Genomic DNA, 4,461 nt, shown 5'->3' with positions numbered 1-4,461 from the left:
CGTTATGCCAGATAGAACGCGGAGGCAGGTTTAGGGCGGCTGCGCCACCCAGCGCGGGACAAGCCCGCTCACTACAAGGTGCTGGTTTCTACCGGGTGATTTGCGAGTAACCTTGGCGCAGATCGATCTTTCCCAGGATGAAACATGGAATTGCACCTCGTCATCAACGGCCGCAAGGACTTGGCCGCCCAGCTTTACCAGCAATTGCGCGAAGCCATCGCCGTCGGGCGGCTTTCGGCTGGCGCGCAACTGCCCCCCAGCCGCCTGCTCGCCGAGCAGTTAGGCATATCGCGCAAGACCGTCTCCGACACCTACGCCACGTTGACGTACGAAGGTCTGTTGGTGGGCAAGATCGGCCGAGGCACCTTCGTCAACGCCTGGGCGCCTCAGCCCGACCGCCTGCAAACCGCCACCGACCTGGCCTGTGCCGCCCACTTGGGCAAATGGGCCGCACTGCCCTCGCCCATGCGTCACCCCACTCGAGACAGCACCCTGCGCTATGAATTTATTGGCGGTGCGACCACGCGCAATCAATTCCCTCAGGATGAATGGCGGCGTTGTACCCAGGATGCATTACGCCGTATCGCACAGAACAGCGGCTTCTACAGCCAACCGGAAGGTTTACCGGCGCTGCGCGAAGCGATCGCCGGGCATATCGCGTTTTCTCGCGGGGTGAAATGCCACGCCGACGACATCGTGGTCACCAACGGCGCACAACAGGCATTGGACCTGATCACTCGCGTGGTGGTGGAACCGGGCACCCTCGTCGCCATGGAAGACCCCGGCTACAGCCCCGCGCGCCAGTTGTTCATGGCCATGGGCGCCCGTGTTGCCGATGTGCCGGTGGATGAACATGGCATCCAGGTCGACCAGATCCCCGACGGTACGCGGCTGATCTACGTGACCCCGTCCCACCAATTCCCCCTGGGCATGCCCATGAGCCTGGCACGCCGTGAAGCCTTGCTGGCTCGCGCCTTCGCACTGGGGGCGATCATCATCGAAGATGATTACGACAGCGACTTCCGCTACGAAGGCCGTCCCGTCAACTGCCTGCAAAGCATGGACACGCGGGGGTTGGTGGCCTACGTCGGGACCTTTTCAAAATCCCTGTTGCCGGAGCTGCGCCTGGGCTATGCCGTTCTGCCGCCAGCGATTCATGGCGCGGTACTCAAGGCCAAGCAACTGACCGACCAGCACAGCTCCACATTGCCACAATGGGCACTGGCCAAGTTCATCAGCGAAGGCTATTTGCTCAAGCATATTCGCCGCTGCCACGCGGTGTATGCAGGCCGCCGGGAGCGCGTCCTGCAACGCCTGACGGGGGATCTGTCGCCTTGGTTTGAAGTGGTGCCCAGCGTGATTGGGTTTCACATGGCGGCCCTGTGCAAGGTGCCGGTGGATATAGCGCTGCTGATGCGCTTGGCACGGGAGGCGGAAGTCGGCTTATACCCACTGGACGTGTTCTTTCATGCGGCACCGGTGCGCCAGGGCCTGACGATCGGGTTCGGCGCGATCGAGTTGCTGGACATCGACCCCGCGCTGGACCGGGTGCGCGATATTCTGCGTCACATTGGCTAGCCGGTTTTCCGGTGGATTGGTCATTGGTCGCACACGCCTTGGGGCGTAGCCTGAAGCGGTCTCGAACTGTACGGAAACCCCACCATGAAATCATTGATCGCTGCCACGCTGATGCTGGTCTCCCTCAGCGCTTTTGCCCACGAACCGGTGTACAACAAGGAGTCGATCACGGTGCTGCAAGAGCACGCCTTGGCCAACGTGCCCGGCAAGAAAACCATCATGCTCACCGTGGACTATGCGCCGGGCCAGGCCACCGTGCCCCACAGCCACACCGGCACGGCCGTGGCGTATGTGCTGGAAGGCGCGATCACCTCACGAGTCAACGACGAGAAGGCAGTGACCTACAAAGTGGGCGAGTCGTTCTACGAACCCGCCGGGTCGCGGCACTTTGAATCGAGCAATGCCAGCCAGACCCAACCGGCGAAATTGCTGGTGGTGATGGTGCTGGATGACAAGGCTGAGATGCTTACCCCGCTGCCCCAGCAACCCGCCACACGGTAGGGCAACTGTGGGAGGGGGCTTGCTCCCGATAGCGATGTGTCAGTCATGGATGTATAAACTGACCCGCCCTTATCGGGAGCAAGCCCCCTCCCACATTGGATTTGTGTGTTGTGAGGGATTCAGGGGCGCTTGAATTGCAAGCGTAGCGTTTCAATCTTCTGGCGACATACGCAACCTTCCAAGTGGTCATTGACCATGCCCATCGCCTGCATCAGCGCATACATCGTGGTTGGGCCAACGTAGGTCCAACCACGCTTTTTCAGGGCTTTGGACAACCGTATCGACGCCGCCGAAGTCGGGTTTCCCGTCCAATAAGCCATATCCACCGTGGCCGGACGCTCCTCGTCCGTGGGTTCGAACGCCCACAGCCAACGCGCCAGCGACCCGGTTTCATCCACCAGTTCACAGGCTCTGCGCGCATTGTTGATGGCGGAAACGATCTTGGCCCGATTGCGCACGATGCCAGGATCATTCATCAAGCGTTCTATGTCGGCCTCGCCATAGTGCGCCACCTGGCGAAAATCAAAGCCCTCGAATGCCGCCCGAAACTGCTCGCGCTTGCGCAAGATGGTGATCCACGCCATGCCCGCCTGAAACCCCTCCAGGCAAATCTTCTCGTACAGCTGGATATCATCCGCCACCGGCACGCCCCACTCGTGGTCGTGATAACGGGGATACTCCGGCGCCGATGTGCGCCAAGTGCAATAAGTCAGTCCCGTTGCGTCGGTGGCCAGCCCTGGTTTGTCCATCCATCACCTCTCCAGTCAAGGAGCGGATGATAAGCGAAAAAATTTCCAGCCCGCCAACCGCTCAAGCCCCGCCCTTACCGACCAACTGGTCAGACCGGAACCCGTCAACCACCAAATAATTACTTGTGATTTCAAAAAAGCCAGGCGTAGACTGACCCCGCACTGGACTTACCGGTAAGACCACAACAATTAAGCCCTGGAACCACCAGGGCACCGAATAGAGATCCTTCCCATGCTCAGATGGTGCTCGCGTTCGATTTTCCTGCAAGTCGTGATTGGCCTGATCCTGGGCATAGTCTGCGGCCTGGCCCTTCCCGAATTCTCCACGCAACTCAAACCCCTGGGTGACGGCTTTATCAAGCTGATCAAGATGCTGATTGGCCTGATTGTGTTCTGCGTGGTGGTCAGCGGGATTTCCGGCGCGGGCGACTTGAAAAAAGTCGGACGCATCGGCCTCAAGTCAGTGATCTACTTTGAAGTACTCACCACTGTAGCCTTGGTGATCGGCTTGATCATGGCCTTCAGCACCGGGATCGGCACCGGCGCCAATATCCATCTGGAACAGCTCTCCTCCGCGGGCCTGAATGAACTGGCCGACAAAGGCCAGCATCTGCGTAGCACCAGCCAGTTCCTGATGGACCTGATCCCCAACTCGGTGATCGGTGCCTTCGCCGACAACAACGTGCTGCAAGTGCTGCTGTTCTCGGTGCTGTTCGGTAGCGCGCTGAACCTGGTGGGCGAAGCCGCTTCCGGCATCTCTCGACTGATCAACGAACTGAGCCACATCATCTTTCGCATCATGGGCATGATCGTGCGCCTGGCACCGATTGGTGTATTCGGTGCCATTGCCTTCACCACCAGCACCTACGGCCTGGACTCCCTGCAACACCTGGGCAGCCTGGTGGGCTTGTTCTACCTGACCTGCTTCGTCTTTGTCGCGCTGGTGCTGGGACTGGTGATGCGTCTGTCCGGCCTGCGCATGCTGCCGCTGCTCAAGTACCTGCGCGAAGAACTGCTGATCGTGATGGGCACCGCCTCCTCCGACGCCGTGCTGCCGCAGATCATGCGTAAACTCGAACATTTGGGTATCGGCAGCTCCACCGTGGGCCTGGTGATTCCGACCGGGTATTCGTTCAACCTCGACGGTTTCTCGATCTACCTGACCCTGGCCATTGTGTTCATTGCCAATGCCACCGGCACGCCGCTGTCGATGACCGACTTGCTGACCATCCTGCTGGTCTCGTTGATCACGTCCAAGGGCGCCCATGGCATCCCCGGGTCGGCACTGGTGATCTTGGCGGCGACGCTCACCGCCATCCCGGCTATTCCGGTGGTCGGCCTGGTACTGGTGTTGGCGGTGGACTGGTTTATGGGCATCGGCCGTGCTTTGACCAACCTGATCGGCAACTGCGTCGCGACCGTGGCCATCGCCCGCTGGGAAAAAGACATCGATATCCCGCGCGCCAACAAGGTGCTCGACGGCCAGCAAGGTTATGCCTTCCAGGCCAAGAAACCGGTGTTGCCGGCACACCAGGAGTTCTGATCCATTTTCATGGGAGACACCGATCAAATGTGGGAGCGGGCTTGCTCGCGAAAGCAATGGTTCAGCCTACAAATGTGGTGACTGACACAC

4 protein-coding genes are annotated in these 4,461 nt (G+C 60.0%); 3 read left to right on the top strand and 1 reads right to left on the bottom strand.

Annotated elements, in window-relative coordinates; genetic code table 11:
- The first annotated feature begins 144 nt into the window (after positions 1–144).
- Both ACRESD_RS14045 and ACRESD_RS14040 read left to right on the top strand, forming a co-directional pair.
- Positions 145–1,578: a PLP-dependent aminotransferase family protein gene (locus ACRESD_RS14045; RefSeq protein ID WP_431751457.1), complete on the top strand. Its 1,434-nt coding sequence runs from the start codon at positions 145–147 to the stop codon at positions 1,576–1,578.
- Between the two features lie 84 nt (positions 1,579–1,662).
- Positions 1,663–2,079, top strand: coding sequence for a cupin domain-containing protein (locus tag ACRESD_RS14040; RefSeq protein ID WP_431751456.1), 417 nt, complete (start codon positions 1,663–1,665; stop codon positions 2,077–2,079).
- 119 nt (positions 2,080–2,198) lie between these two features.
- On the opposite strand, the gene ACRESD_RS14035 is transcribed toward ACRESD_RS14040, so the two are convergent.
- Complete coding sequence (locus ACRESD_RS14035; RefSeq protein ID WP_431751455.1) at positions 2,199–2,828, bottom strand: DNA-3-methyladenine glycosylase I; 630 nt, start codon at positions 2,826–2,828, stop codon at positions 2,199–2,201.
- Positions 2,829–3,060: 232 nt separating this feature from the next.
- Between ACRESD_RS14035 and ACRESD_RS14030 the strand changes: the two genes are divergently transcribed.
- Positions 3,061–4,371 (top strand): C4-dicarboxylate transporter DctA, encoded by a 1,311-nt coding sequence (locus tag ACRESD_RS14030; protein WP_431751454.1) that lies wholly within the window; start codon positions 3,061–3,063, stop codon positions 4,369–4,371.
- Positions 4,372–4,461: the final 90 nt, after the last annotated feature.

The sequence above is a fragment of the Pseudomonas sp. genome, assembly GCF_050739995.1.
GTDB lineage: Bacteria > Pseudomonadota > Gammaproteobacteria > Pseudomonadales > Pseudomonadaceae > Aquipseudomonas.
Note: the sequence above shows the minus strand (reverse complement) of the source record. Positions and strands in the feature narration are given on the sequence as shown.

Coding starts and splice junctions, on each gene's coding strand:
- ACRESD_RS14045 (WP_431751457.1), top strand. CDS start 145: ATGGAATTGCACCTCGTCATCAACGGCCGCAAGGACTTGGCCGCCCAG.
- ACRESD_RS14040 (WP_431751456.1), top strand. CDS start 1,663: ATGAAATCATTGATCGCTGCCACGCTGATGCTGGTCTCCCTCAGCGCT.
- ACRESD_RS14035 (WP_431751455.1), bottom strand. CDS start 2,828: ATGGACAAACCAGGGCTGGCCACCGACGCAACGGGACTGACTTATTGC.
- ACRESD_RS14030 (WP_431751454.1), top strand. CDS start 3,061: ATGCTCAGATGGTGCTCGCGTTCGATTTTCCTGCAAGTCGTGATTGGC.